Origin of the sequence: Simiduia curdlanivorans (assembly GCF_030409605.1) — a bacterium.
GTDB classification, from domain to species: Bacteria; Pseudomonadota; Gammaproteobacteria; order Pseudomonadales; family Cellvibrionaceae; genus Simiduia; species Simiduia curdlanivorans.
In genome coordinates, this window is the sequence record NZ_JAUFQG010000006.1 from 737376 (window position 1) to 755196 (window position 17821).

General features: G+C 51.4%; 11 protein-coding genes. 3 read left to right on the top strand and 8 right to left on the bottom strand.

Going from position 1 to position 17821, the window contains the following annotated elements; genetic code table 11:
* Positions 1-602: 602 nt before the first annotated feature.
* From QWY82_RS17065 to pdsR, 4 genes are all read right to left on the bottom strand, one after another.
* Positions 603-1619, bottom strand: a complete 1017-nt coding sequence (locus QWY82_RS17065) for an IS110 family RNA-guided transposase (protein WP_290259239.1) — start codon at positions 1617-1619, stop codon at positions 603-605.
* A gap of 288 nt (positions 1620-1907) precedes the next feature.
* Positions 1908-2612, bottom strand: a complete 705-nt coding sequence (locus QWY82_RS17070) for an OmpA family protein (RefSeq protein WP_290264813.1) — start codon at positions 2610-2612, stop codon at positions 1908-1910.
* 169 nt (positions 2613-2781) lie between these two features.
* Entirely contained in the window at positions 2782-4839 is a 2058-nt protein-coding gene (locus QWY82_RS17075) for an ATP-binding protein (RefSeq protein ID WP_290264814.1), read from the bottom strand.
* 12 nt (positions 4840-4851) lie between these two features.
* Entirely contained in the window at positions 4852-5544 is a 693-nt protein-coding gene (gene pdsR, locus QWY82_RS17080; protein ID WP_290264815.1) for a proteobacterial dedicated sortase system response regulator, read from the bottom strand.
* A 175-nt stretch (positions 5545-5719) separates the two neighbouring features.
* On the opposite strand from pdsR, the gene QWY82_RS17085 reads away from it, so the two are divergent.
* Positions 5720-7978 (top strand): marine proteobacterial sortase target protein, encoded by a 2259-nt coding sequence (locus QWY82_RS17085; RefSeq protein ID WP_290264816.1) that lies wholly within the window; start codon positions 5720-5722, stop codon positions 7976-7978.
* Positions 7975-8568 carry a class GN sortase gene (locus tag QWY82_RS17090; RefSeq protein WP_290264817.1) on the top strand — a complete coding sequence of 198 codons (594 nt, stop codon included), beginning with the start codon at positions 7975-7977 and terminating at the stop codon, positions 8566-8568. Before QWY82_RS17085 ends, QWY82_RS17090 begins: the two co-directional genes overlap by 4 nt.
* Positions 8569-8590: 22 nt before the next feature.
* On the opposite strand, the gene QWY82_RS17095 is transcribed toward QWY82_RS17090, so the two are convergent.
* The 3 genes from QWY82_RS17095 to QWY82_RS17105 form a co-directional block, all read right to left on the bottom strand.
* Entirely contained in the window at positions 8591-9547 is a 957-nt protein-coding gene (locus tag QWY82_RS17095; protein WP_290264818.1) for a sensor domain-containing diguanylate cyclase, read from the bottom strand.
* Positions 9547-10605, bottom strand: coding sequence for a response regulator (locus tag QWY82_RS17100; RefSeq protein WP_290264819.1), 1059 nt, complete (start codon positions 10603-10605; stop codon positions 9547-9549). The genes QWY82_RS17095 and QWY82_RS17100 overlap by 1 nt, the downstream gene beginning before the upstream one ends.
* Positions 10606-10755: 150 nt before the next feature.
* Positions 10756-12558, bottom strand: coding sequence for an aminopeptidase P family protein (locus QWY82_RS17105; RefSeq protein ID WP_290264820.1), 1803 nt, complete (start codon positions 12556-12558; stop codon positions 10756-10758).
* 158 nt (positions 12559-12716) lie between these two features.
* On the opposite strand from QWY82_RS17105, the gene argS reads away from it, so the two are divergent.
* On the top strand, positions 12717-14450 hold the full coding sequence (gene argS, locus QWY82_RS17110) for an arginine--tRNA ligase (protein WP_290264821.1): 1734 nt from the start codon (positions 12717-12719) through the stop codon (positions 14448-14450).
* 14 nt (positions 14451-14464) lie between these two features.
* Here argS and QWY82_RS17115 read toward each other — a convergent pair whose 3' ends face one another.
* The gene (locus QWY82_RS17115; protein WP_290264822.1) at positions 14465-17818 is read right to left on the bottom strand and encodes an EAL domain-containing protein; all 3354 of its coding nucleotides are present in this window, start codon (positions 17816-17818) and stop codon (positions 14465-14467) included.
* Positions 17819-17821 lie beyond the last annotated feature (3 nt).

Here is a 17821-nt window from a genome sequence, read left to right on the forward strand (position 1 = left end):
CGCTTATTATTTAGGTTGCCAAATTACAAAGGCACTAATTAGTGCTTTGATTGGAAAGTCTGAACAGAAACGTCGGACCGCGGCGTCCTGCCTCCTTTCGGATAGGGTCCGTACGAATGACATGGAGTGTATGCACGTTGCTGCTTGGTGGCACTCTGACTGAGAGAATCCGAACCGAAACGTCGGACCGCGGCGTCCTGCCTCCTTTCGGATACGGTCCGTACGAATGACATGGAGTGTATGCACTTTGCTGCTTGGTGGCACTCTGACTGAGAGAATCCGAAGCGGCGTCCTGCCTCTTTTCGGATACGGTCCATATATGGACCCACCCCGTTTGCAAGACATTTGATTCTGATAATGGATAAAAGTCATTGCTCTCATATATCCGGCCTGTTGGTGGAAGTTTTTGTCCTCCTGGCCCCGATGGATATTTGCGCTCGTCCTCCTCATCATCCCTACGGCTTTATTAAAGCCAATGCACGGAACAGGTTTTGAACGAGCCGGTCTGACCTATCTCACCATCCAATCAATCTATCTTTGCAACTGACGCGACGGGTTAAACTCTTGCAGTACGCTATCGCGTACTGTGATAAAACGCTGCTCTATACCGCAGGGCGATAGCGCTCGCCTTTTGCCATGATCACCCAAGCAATTCTGGCTAACTTATTTGCTACGGCGACGCAGGCTCGGTTGTGGCCTCTTCGCTCCAGTAACGATTGCGCCCAGCGGCTAAAGCGATCTGTTTTCTCCGCAGAATACCGCAGTACTGCGCGTGCCCCATGTATCAGCAAGGTGCGCAAATAACAATTACCTCGCTTACTGATACCCAGTAACACGGGCTTACCACCCGTACTGTGCTGACCCGGTACTAAGCCTAACCACGCGGAGAAGTGTCGGCCATTCACAAAGTCACTACCATCACCAGCCGCTGCATACAGTGCACTTGCGGTAATAGCTCCAATACCGAGCACCTCATCTAAACGCTGGCACTGTTCATTACCCTGATTAACCGCTTTTATACGTTGCTCGCAGCGCTCTAGGCGTTCGTTAATGGCTATGAGCTCATCGAACAGTTCTGCAAACAGTTCCCGAGCACCTACGGTTAAAGCGTTACTCCCGTCTTCGAGTATCAATGGCAATTCTCGTTTCAAGGTAGCAATACCCTTGTGAATCGCTACGCCATACTCCGCTAATAACCCTCTTATCTGGTTCGACAGGGCTGTACGCTCGCCCTTTAAACGCTCTCTTTGTCGATGTATGTTCTGAACATCTTGCTGCTCAATATTCTTAATGGGCACAAAGCGCATAGTAGGGCGTTGAGCTGCTTCAGCAATTGCCTCCGCATCGTTGTAGTCGTTCTTGTTGCCTTTGACATACGGTTTCACGTACTGCGGCGCTATTAGTTTCACATCATGCCCCAAGGCTTGAAGCTCTCTTGCCCAATAGTTGGCACTGCCGCAAGCTTCCATAACAACCAAGCAACTCTCTAGCTTGGCAAAGTAAGCCAAGAGCTGATGCCGTTTTAGTTGTTTCTTCTTTAACGGCTTGCCTCGTAAATTTACAGCCACTAAGTGGAAAACAGACTTTGCGATATCCAGCCCAATCGTTGTAATCTTCATCTCGACCCACTCCTCATTCTGTTAAATGGTATGTTCGTAACTTCCATTTTGGCTCATTGCGAAGCCGCTTTAGAAGTGGAGTGGGTCCATACCATTATCCCTGGACGTAAAAGGCCCACGCGGGGTGGGCAAGCTGTGTGGCAGCACACAAAAAATTACGCTTTATAAACTCAGATAGTTTCACACCTCCTTGGTTAGTGGTCTCCAGTTAGTTCTTCCTTGAATTAACTGGAGTGTTTTACCGTGCGCGTCCTTGTGCACCTGACACACAGGGGCTTTAGAAGCTTGTTAGTGACCCATTGCCATGGCTTCGTGCGCCGGCTTGATGATGTCGATATCGACCCGGCGCTCCAATGCGTAGGCTTCCAAGTCACCACGATTGGCGCGCGACTGGCCCGAACCGTAGGCGCTAACGGCAATGCGATCGGACTCTATGCCTTGCGCTTCGAGCGCTTGTTGTACCGAGATGGCGCGGTATTGCGACAGCACATTGTTGTATTCATCGGTACCGCGTGGGTCTGTGTGACCATTGAGATGAATGACTAGGTCAGTATTTTTCGATAAAAATGTCGCCAGCGATTGAACTTGTTGCGCGCCCTGCTCGGTGAGTACATCTGAACCTGTGTGAAACATGACTTGTAGCTGTAACTTATCGAGCGCAAGGTCTTGCAACTGGGCCAAATTTTCCTCGCGCTCGGCCAACTCCGCATTGCGCCTGGCCAGTTCTAAACTCAATACTTTTGATTGTTGTTCGGCCTGCACTAATGCCACGGCGAGATCCTCCTGTTGGTCAACTTGTTTAATTTGTTCCGCTACATAGGCACCGCCCAATGCGCCGATAAACATGCCGATAGGGCCGCCTAGCACCGCGCCAACCACACTGCCGGTAGTGAAAGCGGTGCCTTGTTTAACTTCGGTGTAATCAGCTTTGGCCGCTGGGCTATTCAGGGCAAAGGTGGCGATGGCGATAGAGGCTGCGATAACTTTTTTCATGATCATTTTCCTGTTGTGTGTTGTTGGCATAAACCTTGTTGAATCTGTTTACTTCGCTCGGGTTGTTTCCCTTGATGCTTAGTAAAACAATTCAAACGGGCGAAGCTGTGACAGGAAAGCGACAGTTTACGGATGAATTATGACGAAATGTGGCGGGCGAAAAGACAGACTATGAAGCGGGTAAAAGTACCGTGAACACAACACCGGTTTTATCGCTGCGGTTAGCCGCGAGAACCTTACCTTTGTGGTGCAATGTAATCAGTCGCACTATGTGTAAACCTAAACCGAGGTGGGCCTTTTCCGTACTGGCTGTAGCGCGAACAGACACCAGTGAATCAAACAGTTGCTGTTGCATCACGTTCGGCAATAGAGGGCCATCGTTATCAATCGATAGGCTAAACCAGTCACCCTTGCGCGTTAGCTGTAACACAATGCGACCATCGGGCGGGCAAAAATCGACCGCATTGTCCACCAGTTTATCCAACAGCTGCACCAACAGTTCCGGCACTACCCGTGCGATACAATCAACAGGCTCGATTTCTACATCGATGGCGCGTGCGAAGATATCACTATAGGCCTGCCCAAGTTCGGTGATTAAGGCGCCTAGTTCAATCATCTCAAACTCTGATTGCACCAAAGACTCTTCCAAGCGACTCGCCGCGCTCATGGCATTTAATATGCCCGATAGACGGTTGGCGCCAGCCTGAGCGCGCTCGGAATAAATCGCGCGCTGCTCGGTTAATGTTTCATGCTGTAAATTATCAAGCGAAGTTTTTACCACGGCCAAGGGCGTGCGCAACTCGTGCGACAATTTACTCGACAGGGTTTTCAAGTAACTGGTGTACTCGTGCAACTGACCCAACACACGGGAAAAACTTCGGCTTAAATCACCCAGTTCATCGGCGCTAAGGTTTTCCGGCAGCGCCTGTTCGATGGCACCCTGCTCGCCCAGCGCATTTTCCACCGCGCGACTCAAACGCCGCACCCGCCAGCTTAGCCAACTGGCGTAGCCAATCAACGCCAAGCCGATTACCGACACAGACAGCAAGCTGTAGCGCAACAAACGCCATAGGGCGCTTGCCGATGCCGCACTTTCGCTGTCGGTGGCCTGCTCGATGGCGACGAAGCCCGCAGTTTGATCGCTAGCCACGGTAATAGGCACCACCACGCGCGCCACCAAACTCTCGCGCTGCCGATACCATTGGCTATGGACTAAACCACTCGCTTGAGCTTGCCCTAATTGCGTCGATAAACGGCCGTCAATGGCGGGGTCGATTAATGCTGGAAAACTCGGCTGGCGAATAAACAGCCGCCACAACCACTGGTAGCGCGAGTGATCAAGCTGATCACTGAAATCATCAAAGTCGTTAGGCTGGTATTGCCCTGCGTAGTGTCCGGCATCGGCCACCAACCATTGATCCACCGACAACAAATACAAACGTTGATCGCGCTCGGCGAAAACGGCGAGCAAATTTTCCAACTGCGGCTGCACACGCACTATCGACGGCACTGTTTGCAAAGCGTTATGCGTGGCCAGCGTTCTGTTGGGCGCGCTGACGTCAGCGTCGATAACGGCTAGTGCCAGAGCACTGCCAAAATTCGCCTCGGGAAACTGAAACTCAATTTGATAGCCGCCGGCTCGCTCTTGCCAATAGGCTTTAATACTGTGCTCTTGGCTGAAACGCCCCGCAGCCCCTTCCCGGTAGGCTTGCGCCTTGCCTGGTGCACTGGCGGAAATTTTATAGGTCGTTACGGAGCCCTTTGTACTAATGCCTAAGAGCTGAACATAATCACCGCTAGCAACTGGGTGCCTAGACGGGTTGTGATAATTTAACTGACGGTCTTGTACCCGCAAAAAACCATAGTAATGGCCGTTAATAAAAGCCAGTTGTAAATCGGCACTAAAGTCGCGGTCGGCGCCGGTTAAGCGGCGTGCGGCGAAAGGAAAATGTCGCCACTCATCGTCGTAACCGTCGACAATAGGCGCGGCCATTAAGGGGTGTGCATACAAAGCCTCTTGCGCACCGGGTCCGAGATGCCGGCTCAATAAGCTAAAATAGTTTGGGTCGCTCGCCACCAATTTTGCTACAGCCTGAGCGCTCGCTTTCATGGCGCGGGTTTGGCCATCGCGCAAGCTTGCTTCCATTTCGGCAATAAATTGCAGCCCAGACCAAGGCAAAATTAATGTCAGTGTGCCAACCAGCACCAGCTGCCGGGTTAACTGCATAACAACAACTCATTACGCATCCCAGCGATAACCCATACCGTAAGCGGTTTTGATGCCGTCAAAATCGGTATCGATCAGCTGAAACTTTTTTCGCAGCCGTTTAATGTGTGAGGTAATGGTGTTGTCGTCGAGCACGACATTTGCCGCATCCATGAGTTGTTGACGGCTTTTTACATGGCCTGGATGACGGGCCAATGCCTGCAAAATCCACAATTCGGTGACGGTGAGCTCCAAAATTTGTTCTTTCCACGTGGCCGACATGCGATCTAGATCGATACACAAGTCGCCACGGGTTAACAGATCTGCATGGGTAAGGCTTACTTGGGTGAGCGCGTCAATGCGTCGAAACAGCGCGTTCACCCGCGCCAACATGTGTGGTTGGCTAATGTCTTTGGTTAAATAATCATCGGCGCCCAAACGCAAACCAGACACCACATCGAAATCGCTGTCGCGCGCGGTTAAAAAAATAATGGGCACAGACGAAGACAGACTGCGCAATTCCCGGCACAACTCAAAGCCACCCTCAAACTCGGCGCCGAGGCCAACATCAATAATGGCCAAGTCTGGCAACCTAGCGCGAAAGGCTGTCAACGCGCTGGGCCGGTCGGCAAACACAGAAACTTTGAATCCCTGTCGCTCGAGTGCCGAACGACAATTGGCCGCTAAATCGGCCTCATCCTCTACTACTGCAATATGTCGTACCATAGATTGATCCTTTGCTTGCGCCCATTGTAACGGTATAGGCCCGTGTCGGTCACCCTCGCCATATTTCGCCACAATTGATCATCAACTGGCCAAGTTTTGCACCCTTTCCCGACGGTTTTATCGCGCTAAATAACATCACGAGGTCGATTTAGCCTTAAACCTATAGGAGAACACTATGTGCTTCACACCGCGCCGTATCCCCAAACACTTGATTCTGGAAGAGCCAAAACGCCCCGGCTTTCTCCAGCGCCACTGGGTGAAAGTTATCGGCACTACCACGTTTTTATTACTCGGCCTCGCCATTTCCGATATTGCCAGAGCCGATAAAGTTTCTGAACCGAGTCAACTTGAGTCAGGCAACTTGGTGTTTCAGCAAGGCGCCAACTATGTGCAAGCAACCCACCTAGAAAGTCGCGCGCAGGTGACGATTAACGGCATGGTTGCCCGGTTGGTGCTAAGCCAACACTTTAAAAATCAGACTGACCAATGGCAAGAGGCGGTCTACAGCTTTCCATTGAGCGAGACCTCTGCGGTCAATCGCGTGGAGATGCACATTGGCGCGCGCCATGTGGTGGCACGCATTCGGGAGAAAACCGAAGCAAAAAAAATCTACCAAGCAGCGCAACAAGCGGGAAAGAAAGCCGCGCTGACGGAGCAGCACCGGCCCAACGTATTTAGCCAAAGAGTCGCTAACATAGCACCGGGAGAAAGCATTTCTATTGAACTGCACGTCACCCAGCCGGTGGATTACAAACAAGGAAAATTTTCTTGGCGCCTACCGATGACCTTAACGCCGCGCTACATCCCAAACCCGCCCTTGATGCTAACAAGCTCCGAAGATGAACCCACGGCAACGGCGACTGAATCCACTTCCGGGTACGAACTAGCAACAGATAGTTTTTTATTGAATGCCATGGGCTGGGGCCTGCCAACGCCGAGCGTGCCGGACGCCGCAAGCATCACGCCCTACTACTACCCACCCGCCGCCGCGACTAAGCGCGAAGCCATGCTCACCAACCCAATGAAACTTTCTATCGACTTAAATGCAGGCCTACCCTTGGCGCTGGTTAGCAGTAGCTATCACGACATTCAACTTTATAAAGATGGCGACACCCACCACATCAGCACCCAAACACCCTATATTGCAATGGATAGAGATTTTGAACTCAGTTGGCAGCCTGTTGCCAACCAGCAGCCTGAAATTGCGCTATTTACCGAAACCATTAATAACGAGAACTACGGCCTTTTGTTGTTCGTGCCACCCACGAGCCGTAATGCAGTCGCGAGCCTCGCCAGAGATATTACCTTTATTATCGATACCTCTGGCTCTATGTCAGGCCCATCAATCATCCAAGCCAAGGAAAGCTTGTTATTAGCCATTTCAAAACTTAACGCCAGTGATAGATTCAACATTATCGAGTTCAATTCAAACTTCAGCCAACTTTTCGCGCACTCGGCCAGCGCCGATCAACACAATCAAGCCAAGGCGCGACGTTTCGTTAACAATTTGCAGGCCTCTGGCGGCACTGAAATTTACCCACCTTTAGATGCTGCACTGAGTGCCAACACCGACAGCGACTGGTTAAAGCAAATCGTTTTCATCACCGATGGCAGTGTCGGCAACGAAGCTCAACTGTTCGCCTTGATTCACGAAAAGCTCGCCAATGCGCGCTTGTTTACCGTTGGTATAGGCTCGGCACCGAACAGTTTTTTTATGCGCAAAGCGGCACAATTTGGCCGAGGTACGTTTACCCATATCGGCGATAGCCACGAAGTGGCCACAAAAATGCAGCCCCTATTTGATCAATTAGGTGCAACGCTATTGAGTCAAGTGAAGGTGCAGTGGCCGGCGGGCATTGAAACTGAAATATGGCCGAACCGGATTCCGGATTTATACACCCACGAACCCTTGCTGTTAGCCGTTAAATTTCAGGGCGAACTCGCGGATCAACAAACCGTCAGCGTCAGTGGCAACAGCCAAAACGCGCGCTGGAGCCGCGATGTAACAGTGAATATACCGACGCCGGCAAAGGCGCCATTAATCTCGCCGACACAGCCAAAAGGTATCGCAACCTTATGGGCAAGAGCAAAGATTGAAGCACTACTCGACGAAAAAGTTCGCGGCAGAAAAGACACAGAGGTAAGGGCCGACGTTTTACCTATCGCCCTGCGTCACGAACTGCTGTCGCCCTATACCAGCTTCATCGCGGTGGACGAAACACCCGAAGCCGAGCGCCCACAAGATCAAAAACTCAGCGCCAATCCGGTTGCCAATCTCGTGCCCTTTGGTCAAACGGTGCCCACGATTGCCTATCCAAAGACAGCCACCACGGCACCTCAACAAACGGTGATTGCACTGACTCTTCTGTTACTTGGGTTGCTATTGCGAGGCTGGCGCCTAGGCCGCACCAGAGTGTGGAGGCTTGGGGTATGAATGTGTCTAGGGCGATGTTAATTCGCCTGCTAAATGCCCGCCTGCTACAAACCCTACTGCTGCTTTGCAGTCTTTACTTCGGCGCCAACGCCTGTTGGATACATATAAAAGCGGAAATTGCCCAACTATTGATCAATCAGGCCTGGCAAAAAACGCTCGCAGCACCTGAACAAAAAACAGCGCCCTGGGCTTGGGCCGACACCCAACCGGTGGCACGCTTAAAGCTTCCGAATGAAGAGACTTTCGTGGTGCTAAATGGATCACAAGGCAACAGCTTAGCCTTCGGCCCAGGGTTGGTGGAGGGCAGTGACGCACCTGGGCAGGGTTTTAGCGTAATAGGCGGTCATAGAGATACGCATTTCGCCGCCTTAGAAAAAGCAGAGCCTGGGCAGAGGCTCGCGATTCAGAATACACAGGGTGCGTGGATCGAATACCGCATCACCGAGGCAAAGGTTATCGACATTAATCAGGTTGCATTGGAAAAATACGCATTAGAAAGTATTGTGCTGGTGACCTGCTATCCGTTTAATTCGATAGCAAGCGACCCAAATAAGCGCTGGGTGGTGAGCAGTGAGCGCATTAAATTTTAACCTGCTGGCAATGGCACCATAACTAAGTGCCGGCCGGTGTCGGCGCGATTGACACCAGATTTCGGCCACCGTGTTTTGATTGATATAGCGCTTGGTCTGCTGCTTCAAACCAGGCGGTTTCAGAGTCATAACCTGAATCTATTTGTGCAATACCTAAGCTCACGGTAAAGCGTATTTCATGTTCTTCATAGGTGACCACTTGTGCTTCAATTTTTTTACGCAGGCGCTCGGAAAAGATTCGAGCCCCTTCGCTATCGGTATGGGGCAATATAATGGTGAATTCTTCGCCACCGTAGCGGCCAACGCAATCACTGTCGCGCGCGCACTCCTGCGCTATTGCCGCAACCAATTTAATGATGACATCACCGGCTTGGTGGCCGTAGGTGTCGTTAACCTTTTTAAAATGGTCGATATCAAAAATAACCAAACTGTATAACCGGTTGTAACGCTTATGTAGCGACCAGGTATGCTCTAACTGCTCCTGCCAATAGCCACGATTAAACAGCCCAGTTAAACGATCTGTGCGGCTCAGCACAGCCAGCTCTTTATTGGCCGACTGGAGTGCCAATTTATTTACCGCAATGTCGGTAACGTCGTAAAGCGTCATAGTCACGAGATTAGTTTCACCTTCGGCTGAGTGAATCGCGCGCAGGACAATATTTTGATACATAAAATGCGATTTGGCGGTCACTGGGCGATAGGCTGAAAATGCCATCAAATGCGGCACCTGCTCCCAGGTAATGAACACTTCATTTTCCAGTAGTAACACGGTATCCAGCTCGCGCTGGAACCAAGGTTCGGCAAGTATTGGGTAGGTTTCAAATAAACTGCGCGCGCGCATTTCTGTAGAGCTGTAGCCCGAGTGGTTTTCCATAAAATGGTTCCACACCTCAACTTTACCGCTACGGTCAAACACCACCAACCCCAAGTCGATATGGGTAACCATATCCATGAGCCAATGTACTTCGCGCATCTCCATTAGTTGAGCTCCTCGTCTAACAACAGACCAACGCGCTCTAATATGTGCTCGCCGCTCACCTTCGGCATTAGAATCATTAAATCGCAACCAAAACCGCGCTCGGAAAATACGTAGGGGATTTCCACCATGAGTACATCGTCAATCGCGGAGTTGTAAATATATTCACTGCCCATAATATTTTGTGCCAACATGACCGGCTGGCTTTTACTGAAGCTCAAATCCACTTCTTTGCCAAAGCGAGATAAAAAGGCACCAATTAATACCGATGCCGCGTCTAAAATTGGCGCATTATTGGATTCGGCTTGTGAGCGCAGTTCGGCCATCAACCGACGCAGCCCAGTCACGCCATCGCGGTCGGCATAGAGAATTGCTTCGCCCGCCATACCACGCGATACGAAACCTTGGCTGACAACTGTTTGACCGCCCAACTGAAAAACGCCAAGCGCCATTTCCAATTCCGCCGGCGTTAGCCAAGCGACATTGGGGATGGGCAGCTGAATAAAAGTACCGAGCAACTTAGCCAGTTTGGCGGCGGCATCGCCCATGGCAATGTTTGACACTTCGCGCAAGCTATCGAGTGGGCTTACGGCTATGTCTTGATCTTGGCGACTTGCGGCAACAGCGGTAGGTGCTTCCTGTTGCAGTGGCTGGCTCACGCTAGGAGCTGATGCTTGCGCTTTGGCCATCGGTTCTTCGGCGCCAATAAAGCCGTAATCGCGCAGGGTTTTTTGCAGTTTGTCCGCATCGATCGGCTTTTGAATGAAATCCAGCGCGCCCAACGCCATCACTTTTTCTCTGGCGCGGGGCTGAATATCGCCGGAGATAACAATCACGCCGCATTCAATTTGACGCTCGCGCATGGCGGCTAGGGTTTCGAAACCATCCAGCACCGGCATGGTTAAATCGAGCAACAATAGATCAATGGTTTCTGCGGCAAATACCTCGAGGGCCATGGCGCCGTGCTCGGCAAAAACAATATGCTCGGCAAAACCAGACGGCAGTGATCTTGCCGCCTGCTTTCTGGCCATACCAGAGTCGTCACAGATGAGTATACGCACGTGTTAGCAGTACCCTTTTATTTTAGGCTTATGACAGTATGGCATAGGCTCTGTGCTTTGCTGGGTAATGATGAAAATCTCATCCCTGACCGGTCTGCTAGAACTGCGCTAAATCATTATCACCAAGACGCCTGTTACCCGAATTCAGCGCTACCCTATGGCTCGGGTCGCTTGCACTAACCAGTCGAGATCGGCGCCAGACAAGCGCGGCGCAATGGCCTTTGCTACCTGCAAATGATAATTGTTAACCCACTCTATCTCTTGCGCGGTCAACATGCTCAGGTCAAACAGCCGCGTGTCCAATGGCACCAGGGTCAGCACTTCGAACTCATAGGTCTCCCGCTCTGAACCTTCGAGTGCAGCGCAGTGTTGCACCGCCACTAGATTTTCAATGCGAATGCCAAAGGCGTGATCGCGGTAATAACCCGGCTCGTTTGAACACACCATCCCGGGCATGAGAGGCACCCTTACAGGGCTCTTGCCAATGCGCTGCGGGCCCTCGTGCACATTGAGAAAATGACCGACGCCGTGACCGGTACCGTGATCGTAATCAAAACCCTCGGCCCAGAGAAATTGCCGCGCCAACGCGTCCAATTGATGCCCCGTAGTGCCCTTGGGAAAACGCGCCAAAGACAAGGCAATATGGCCTTTTAGTACCAAGGTCACCATACGTTTCATTTCTGCCGTTACCTGCCCTATGGCAACCGTGCGGGTAATATCCGTGGTGCCATCTGGGTATTGACCACCTGAATCGACTAAATAAAGGCTGTTATTTGGCATGACGGCTGGGGTGCCGTTGAGGTGACTGTAATGGCACATGGCGGCGTTACCACCTACCGCAGAAATGGTATCGAAACTCGTGTCCCTAAACTCCGGCAGCGCCTTGCGAAAGCTCAGCAGTTTGTCGGCCAATTGGCCTTCGTCGTGAAAACGCCCAGCCGTTACCTCGGCATCAAGCCAGGCCAGGTAGCGACACACCGCTACCGCATCGCGAATATGGGCCTCGCGCATACCGGCTAGTTCAGCGGCGTTTTTACAGGCTTTCGGCAACGCCACGGGATCACTACCTGGTACCAAGGTTGCGCCGGCGGCTTTGGCCAATTGTTGCGCCCAGGCATTCGATTGGTCGCTGTCGATTAGAAGGCGCTGATCTTTCAAGCCAGACAGTGCAGCCGCTAGGTCGGCCTCTGGCGCAAAGCTAACCCCGGCGCCCACATGGGCTTCAACGCCGGCAGCTAACTTGCGGGTATCGAGGAAAAAGGTCATATCACCGCGGCTATTTATCAGTGCCGCACCCAGCACCACCGGTAAACAGGGAATGTCTTGACCGCGGATGTTTAACAGCCAAGCAATGGAATCCAGTGCAGTAATCAGGGCCACATCGGCGCCTTGTTCGGCAATCAGCGCCCCGATTCGCTGGCGCTTTTCTAGACTCGTCGCGCCGGCTCCAGCATGGTCGAACAGGGTGATGGCGTCCACACTCGGCTCCGGTCGATCGAGCCAAAGGCTATCGATGGGGTTAACCACCGGCACCAAGGTCAAACCACGCTTGGCCAGCGACGCTTGCGCTTGCTCGGCCCAGCTGGCGGTGTGCATTCTAGGGTCGTAGCCGACCCGCTGTTGGCCGCTACCCTTGTCCATAGATTGCGCTAGCCACGCCTCCCAACTGTCGTCAGTCATGCTCTGGTAGCTAAAGTGATCGGCCGATACCTGCGACTTCACCTGAATGGTGTAGCGGCCATCGACAAATATCGCCGCCTTTTCGAGGCCCACCAAGGCAAATCCCGCTGAGCCGGTGAAACCGGTTAACCACCACAGGCGCTCGTTGTGTTCGGGCACGTACTCGCCCAAGTATTCATCGGCTCTGGGCTGAATAAACGCCTGCACACCTAGATCCTTCAAACATTGGCGCAGTGCGGTTAAACGAGACTCGGTGGCTAATAGCTGTGACATAATGACTCCAAAATACGGTCTAAGGCGTGCAGTGTAACCAACTGGGCAGGCCTTTACACAGCCAGACGCGAACATTGTGCCTTGCAACTGGGCCACAGGCCGTTAAAATCCGCAACCTTTGTAGTCACAACGAATCAGGCCCAAGAGCCACATACCCTATGAATATCCGTCAATTACTCACCGAAAAAGCCGAGGCCGCCATGCTGGCCGCTGGCATTCCCGCCGGCGCTAACGCCAGCGTCGCACCATCGAAAAAAGCCGGCTTCGGCGACTACCAAATTAACGGCGCCATGGCCGCAGCCAAGCAGCTAAAAACCAATCCGCGGGAACTGGCAGCGCGCATTGTTGAGTATTTGGATTTAACGGATATTGCCACCAAGGTAGAAGTGGCTGGGCCTGGCTTTATCAATATCGACCTCAACCCCGCCTGGCTAAGCGACCAGGTGACCCATCTATTGCACGACGCGCGTCTGGCTTTAGATAAAGTGGCCGAGCCGCTCAAGGTGGTGATCGATTACTCGGCGCCCAACCTCGCCAAAGAAATGCACGTGGGCCATATTCGCTCAACCATTATTGGCGACTCGCTGGCGCGCTTGCTGGAATTCCAGGGCCATAAGGTTATTCGGCAAAATCACGTGGGCGACTGGGGCACTCAGTTTGGAATGTTGATTGCGGAATTGGAAGAACATTTGGCGGGCAACGAGAGCGCCAATATCGCACTCAAAGATTTAGAAAAATTTTACCAACAATCTAAACAGCATTTTGATCAAGACGAAAATTTTGCCCAGAAAGCGCGCGACTATGTGGTAAAACTTCAAGGCGGCGACGCTAGAATTTTGGAGCTGTGGCAAGAATTTAAATCCATCTCCTTAGCGCACGGCGAAGAAAATTACCGCAAGCTCAATGTAACCCTTACGCCCAAAGATGTAATGGGCGAAAGTGCCTACAACGATGACCTCCCAGTTTTGGTTGCCGATCTGGTCAACAAAGGTATTGCGGTCGAGGACCAAGGCGCGAAAGTGGCATTCCTCGACGAAATGAAAGACAAGGAAGGCAACCCATCGGTGGTCATCATCCAGAAACAAGGCGGCGGTTTCCTCTATGCCACGACCGATTTAGCGGCGATGCGCCATCGCGTCAACACCCTCGGCGCCAACCGCATTATGTATTTCATCGATGCCCGTCAATCGCTGCACATGCAACAGGTATTCACCCTCGGCCGTAAAGCTGGCTACGCTGGCGACGCGGTTAGCCTCGAGCACCATGCCTTCGGCACCATGATGGGCACAGACGGAAAGCCCTTCAAAACCCGCTCTGGCGGTACGGTAAAACTGGCAGAACTATTAGATGAAGCCGTTGAGCGCGCGACTAAGGTCGTGGCCGAGAAAAACACCGAGCTTTCTAGCCAAGAGGTTAGCGAGATTGGCCGAAAAGTGGGCATTGGCGCGGTAAAATACGCAGACTTATCGAAAACCCGCACCAATGATTACGTGTTTAATTGGGACGCCATGCTGGCATTTGAAGGCAACACCGGGCCCTATTTGCAATACGCTTACACGCGCATTCAAAGCATTTTTCGCAAAGCCGGCGGCTTACCAACCACTGCCGTCATTAGCTTAGAGACCGAACAAGAAAAAGCACTGGCACTGCGCCTTTTACAATTAGCCGAAGCCTTCGAGCAAATGAGCACCGAGGCACTGCCCCACGTCTTGTGTAATTATTTATACGAATTGGCCAGTTTATACATGAGCTTTTACGAAGCCTGCCCCATGTTAAAAGAGGGTATAGATGAGCAGGTAAAAAATAGTCGCCTGATGTTAAGCCAGGCAACCGCTAAAACCCTAGCGCTGGGCTTAGATATGTTAGGCATTGAAGTGAGTGAAAAAATGTAAGCCGGCGTTGAGGTCTAATCCTTAGACAGCGAGGGGGGTATTTCATCCCCCTCTTGATCAATCAACCAATCCGTACTCGCATACCACTCGGCAATAGATGCTTCAGGCATAGGCCTACCTAAGAAATAACCCTGAGCTTGATTGCACCCCATCGCCTCCAAGCACGATAGTGTCTCTTGATTTTCTACCCCTTCGGCAACCACATGCAAACCCAAGTTGTGCGCCAAGTTTATGGTAGAGCGCACGATAATTTCGTCTTGCTTATCTTGCAACATATTTAGCACAAAAGAATAATCAATTTTCAGCGCCTGCACCGGCAGCTTTTTCAAATACGCCAACGACGAATAACCCGTACCGAAATCGTCAATGGACAACTTAATGCCCATCTCGCTCAGCTGCTGCAGAATTAACAAAGCGCGGGTTGGATCGCTCATAATCGCGCTTTCAGTAATTTCTAACTCCAGCGCCGTAGGCGGCAAGCCCGCATCGGCCAACAAACTGGCAATTTTACGCGGCAATTTTTCATCCATGAGATTTCGCGTTGACAAGTTAATCGCCACGCTAACAAAGAAATTTCGATCGTGCCAAAGTCGACACTGCTCGATTGATTGCTTTAGCACCCACTCCGTCAGCGGGTGAATTATATCTGTGGCCTCGGCCATGGGAATGAATTCCGCCGGCGAGACAAAACCCAAGGTTGGGTGATCCCAGCGCAACAAGGCCTCAAAACCGTGCAAGCGTTGGGTCGACAACTCAATCTTGGGTTGAAAATGTAAAAACAATTCATCTTCGCGAATCGCCCGGCGCAACTCACTCATCAGCGAAAACCGCTTGGGCGAATGCGGGTCTATGTCAGAACTGTATACGGATATGCCAGAGTACTGAGCCTTGGCGTTATACATAGCCACATCGGCGTAGCGCATCAGGGTACTAACGTCATTGGCCTTTTCCGAGCGGATAGAAATACCAATAGCCGCGCCTATTTCACTGTGGAAGCCATCCAAGTTATAAGGTTCTCGGATGGCATCTAAAACCCGGTGAGCCACAACAACGGCCTGCTGGGCATTGCGAATAGAGGGCAGAAAGACAGCGAATTCATCGCCACCAAGGCGCGCCACGGTAGAGTCGATATAAGACAGCTCATCTAATAAGCGCGGGCCAATTTGCTTGAGTAATTTATCACCGGTTTGATGGCCTAAGGTATCGTTGAGGTCTTTAAATCGATTCAAGTCGATGATCAATAAAGCCACCAGTTGATCCAATGATTTGGCACTCAACACTTTTTTGATCTTCTTATACAAGAAGTTTCTGTTGGGTAACCCGGTCAAAGCATCGTGGTTTGCCTGATACTCCATTTTGGCTAGATAACGGTGCCTCTCGGTAACATCTCGGGTAATACCCCACACATGGCATAAAAATCCATTATCGACGATACCTAAAGTACTCACAGTAAACTCTAAGCGCTCGCCGTTATTCTTATCGCGAAACGTTGGAATATCCAAAAGCCTATAGCCTGCAGCGATAAAACGTCTCATACCCTCGCGATGCGCTTCAATACCCCGATCAAACATTGGCACGCCGAGCATCGATTCAGGGCTTGCACAGTCTCGAAAATCGGCCATCACTTGGTTGCACTCGGAAAAAAGCGCTCGCTCGCCCAACTGATCCACTTGCTGCTCTACCGGTAAGCTTACATCGATGGGGGGCTCCAACCGGCAACACCAAATGCCATCCATACAATTGCTGATAAACGCGCGATAACGGCCTTCACTATCGAGCAGTTCTTGCTCAATAATTTTTTGCTTGGTGACGTCGTGTAAAACCAACATAACACCATCAACTTGACCACTGTCGCTGGAGGTTGGCACCTTATCCACTTCAAACCAGTACTGGCGATCGCCAAACCAAAGGCTTTCTGTAATACCTACCTCGGAGTAGTTTGTCCTCACCACCTGCATTATTTCACGCTGTAACTGCGGAATTTGCGGGCAATCCACAAATACTTCCACCAAGGTCAAACCATTCAAAGATTTGCCGTGAAAGAAGGCATCGGCACTGGCATTGCTATTTTTAACTCGGCCCCAGCGGTCCAGATATAAAATCATATCTTGAACGTTATCGAGCAGCAGGCGCAGCTCCTTGCGCTGCTTATTAATAACTTGTTGCTGCTGATGAATATGTGAAATATCGGTAAATATGTGGCCAACGGCAAAAATATTGCTGTTCTCGTCGCGCACGGGAAAACACGACCAAACATAATCTTTAGCTTGTTCCGCCATGAGCGGCAGCGATTGTTCTTCGGTAATAGTATCTTCCCGATTAATCGCCTCCTGCTCCCTTCGATGCAATAACGACACCGTCGACGCCTCGAGTAAATGCTCGTCGCGCAATCCGATAATATTGACGGGTTTAGTGAAAAAAAGATTTTGGTAGCGGTCATTGGCGAGAAGATAGGTGCCCTTTACATCCTTTACCGCTATCGGCGGAGCACCGCGATGGCTCAGTACACCGCTCATCAGATTGGTATTTCTAGCCAGGGCATTCCGAGCTTGAAGCTCGGCAGATCGATCTTCGTACTGCACAAGAATAAAACGCAAGCGCTTCTGCTCGTCCAACATCGGCGACATGCGAGCACGCAACTGCAATACCTGCGCCTCGCTAGGTTGGACACCCAACAAGTGACCGAGGTTACAGGCCAAGTTTAAAGTTAACGCTTTGCCGTCATTGAACGAGGCCATCATTTCGTGGTGTGTTAACGGCGCCTCGGAAAAAATGGAATCGGCGAGTAGATTGCTGCCATTATATCGCGTCAGCAGCGAGCCGGGCGTTAACTGAAATAGATGCTCGCAGGCGGCATTGGCCCGCAACATAGCGCCTTCGGCGGTCAATAACGCCGTGGCGACTTGGCTTGAGTCAAATAGGCCATCAAACAGCTGGCGGTTGGTCTCTAAACTCTCCGTGGTGCTACGATTGACCACGGAATTTGTCACAAAGCCAACCACCTCACGCGCGTTGTGCTCACAACCACCTAGGAAGTAAATCCAAACACCGTTGTTTAATTGAATATCACAGCCAAAGCGCACGCGCCGGTGTTTTACCGCACGCCCCACGGTACGCAACAATTTCTCTTGCTGCGCCGAAGAGAGCAAACCGAGTAACTGATCAAAACTATCGACGGGACAGGCGGGATCTAATTGCGAAAACGCGTAGAACTGCGAGGAGAGATACAAGCGGCCGGCCTTCATATCCCAGCGCCAAAGTGCTACATCCGTGAGATTTAATGCCTTCCAAAATAGGCCAACAGACACATCTGTGTCTATTGCAGGCCACTCCATAGGCAATAGTAAGTTCGTTTGAGATCCAATCATCCA

Excerpts from the sequence above, each read along its gene's own strand:
- QWY82_RS17065 (WP_290259239.1), bottom strand. The coding sequence starts at position 1,619 with ATGAAGATTACAACGATTGGGCTGGATATCGCAAAGTCTGTTTTCCAC.
- QWY82_RS17070 (WP_290264813.1), bottom strand. The coding sequence starts at position 2,612 with ATGAAAAAAGTTATCGCAGCCTCTATCGCCATCGCCACCTTTGCCCTG.
- QWY82_RS17075 (WP_290264814.1), bottom strand. The coding sequence starts at position 4,839 with ATGCAGTTAACCCGGCAGCTGGTGCTGGTTGGCACACTGACATTAATT.
- pdsR (WP_290264815.1), bottom strand. The coding sequence starts at position 5,544 with ATGGTACGACATATTGCAGTAGTAGAGGATGAGGCCGATTTAGCGGCC.
- QWY82_RS17085 (WP_290264816.1), top strand. The coding sequence starts at position 5,720 with ATGTGCTTCACACCGCGCCGTATCCCCAAACACTTGATTCTGGAAGAG.
- QWY82_RS17090 (WP_290264817.1), top strand. The coding sequence starts at position 7,975 with ATGAATGTGTCTAGGGCGATGTTAATTCGCCTGCTAAATGCCCGCCTG.
- QWY82_RS17095 (WP_290264818.1), bottom strand. The coding sequence starts at position 9,547 with ATGGAGATGCGCGAAGTACATTGGCTCATGGATATGGTTACCCATATC.
- QWY82_RS17105 (WP_290264820.1), bottom strand. The coding sequence starts at position 12,558 with ATGTCACAGCTATTAGCCACCGAGTCTCGTTTAACCGCACTGCGCCAA.
- argS (WP_290264821.1), top strand. The coding sequence starts at position 12,717 with ATGAATATCCGTCAATTACTCACCGAAAAAGCCGAGGCCGCCATGCTG.
- QWY82_RS17115 (WP_290264822.1), bottom strand. The coding sequence starts at position 17,818 with ATGATTGGATCTCAAACGAACTTACTATTGCCTATGGAGTGGCCTGCA.